This window comes from Methylobacterium sp. B1 (genome assembly GCF_000333255.1).
Classification (GTDB): Bacteria; Pseudomonadota; Alphaproteobacteria; order Rhizobiales; family Beijerinckiaceae; genus Methylobacterium; species Methylobacterium fujisawaense.
On sequence record NZ_BACT01000378.1, the window covers coordinates 1 to 1892 of the forward strand.

General features: G+C 70.0%; 3 protein-coding genes. All 3 read right to left on the bottom strand.

The genetic code is table 11. The features are described 5' to 3' along the window. The coding region (locus tag I53_RS11120; protein ID WP_043350494.1) for a gamma-glutamyltransferase at positions 1-197 on the bottom strand (197 nt) is incomplete at its 3' end. A 157-nt stretch (positions 198-354) separates the two neighbouring features. Then, positions 355-777, bottom strand: a complete 423-nt coding sequence (locus I53_RS11125) for a hypothetical protein (RefSeq protein WP_043350497.1) — start codon at positions 775-777, stop codon at positions 355-357. 136 nt (positions 778-913) lie between these two features. After that, entirely contained in the window at positions 914-1738 is an 825-nt protein-coding gene (locus I53_RS11130; protein ID WP_251982296.1) for a hypothetical protein, read from the bottom strand. Between the last annotated feature and the right edge of the window lie 154 nt (positions 1739-1892).

Here is a 1892-nt window from a genome sequence, read left to right on the forward strand (position 1 = left end):
CCGAGGCCGTTGCTGCACGGCTCGGTCACGGTCTTGGCGGCCGCCGTGGCGATCGCGGCGTCGACCGCGTTCCCGCCGGCCTGGAGCATCTGGATGCCGGCCTGTGCCGCCAGCGCGTGCGAGGTGGCGACACAGTTGCGCCCGAACATCGGCATGCGCAGGGACGGATACCCGGTCACCCAGTCGAACGGCTTCATGGCACTGTTCCCGGCCTCGGCAGCGGATCTGCTCCCGCGGCACTTGGCATACAGGATATCCGGCGCCGGTGAAGGCGTGCCCGGGATGGATGCCAAACGAAAAACGCGGGCCCAAGGACCCGCGCTTCGCGACATTCACGCTGTTTGTGGGAGCCGCTCAGTAGGGGCGGCCGTAGAGCGGCGAGGTCGGATCCAGGCGATCGACGAAGGAGAGGTCGACGTTGCGGATCGCGCTCGAACGGGCGCCGATGAACGGTCCGTTGGTGATCGGGTCCGGCAGGATCCCGCGGCCGAAGCGGTCGGTCGGGCCGTAGGGCGGGGTCAGCTGGTTGGACGCTGCGATCAGGTAGGGGTTCAGAGCCGGATTCCGCGAACCGCCGGCACCCGGGACGTTCGAGGTGAGCGGCACATTGCCGGCATCCAGCCAGCTGCGCGGGCGCACCCGGATCGGGAGCGGGCGGCTGACCCGGTAGATCGGGCCGGAAACGAAACCATCCTGCGCCTCAGCCGGCGCGGAGGCCAGAACGCCGAGGCCGGTGGCGGCGACAACGCCGAGAAGGGCGATCTTGAGCGAGCGCATGGCCAACCTTGTGTATGAGTGCCATCAGTATGGCGACCGAAGCTTAACAGTTCGCCGCCTTTGACAAGAAGACGCTTGGGCGAGGCTGTTGTTCCGCCCTTATGGCTGAGCTTGTGCGATTTGCCACACTGTGGCCTCATTTTTTATTTTGCGGCCGTCGGATTAACGATCCGGTCCGGCTCGAAGGTTCCGCGCCGGCTGTCGCCGGGCAGGCGCTCGCGGGGTCGGGCACGGCAGCGAAGGCCGCCGTCGTGTCGGGATCGGCAAGATCGACGAGGCTCAGCGCATCCAGCAGGCAGGCCACGGCCTGCGGTTCCGGAGGATGGCCGAGGGGGGCGCAGAGCCATCCATCGAGCTGAAACCCCGTCTCCCGTGTGACGAAACCCGTGCAGCTCCGCTGCGTCGGTCCGGCGAAGGTCATCTCCAGGGTCTCGACCGCGCCGAACCGGGTCCGGATCTGGCCGCGGGCTCCGGTCCGCGCGACCGCAAGGGCAGGGCGGTCGAGGGCTGGGCCGTTGGCGGCCCGCCGGGCCATCAGGACGAACAGCGACGGCGGCGGTCCGGTGAGCGTTCCGCGCGTGAGGACGATCCGCAGCGCAGGCGCCTCGATCGCAGCCACATCGCCGCGCATCAGCGTGTCCTCGCGCAGGCCCGTCCGCGGATCGACCGGGGCGGCGACCCGCACCGGATCGGGCCCAGGCTCGGCGAGGCCGAACCGGGCGGGCGCGATCGCCGGCTGCGCCGGCGAAGCCCGGACGGACGGCACGAAGGCGGTCTCGAGATCCGGAGCGCGTTGGATGCCGGGGAGGGGGCCGGGCAACCGGGCGAACACGCACACCAGGGCGATCGCGGCCGATGCCAGCGCGAGACGCAGGCCGAGGGATCCCGGTGACCAGCCTGCGCGTGCCGCGGGCGGGCGGAGTCCGACTCGATCGACGAGAGGCGCTGTTCCGATCAGCATCGTGCTCCGTACCGAAGGCGGGACGCGGGATTGGGCGGTCAGCCTCGCACGGCAGGACTGCATGCCCGTTCCCGGACCGGGTCCGTCACCGGATTCCTCCGCGCAGGGTGAATCAAGCGTTGCGCGGTCGTCGGCCTGACAGCATGGGCACATG

Excerpts from the sequence above, each read along its gene's own strand:
- I53_RS11125 (WP_043350497.1), bottom strand. The coding sequence starts at position 777 with ATGCGCTCGCTCAAGATCGCCCTTCTCGGCGTTGTCGCCGCCACCGGC.
- I53_RS11130 (WP_251982296.1), bottom strand. The coding sequence starts at position 1,738 with ATGCTGATCGGAACAGCGCCTCTCGTCGATCGAGTCGGACTCCGCCCG.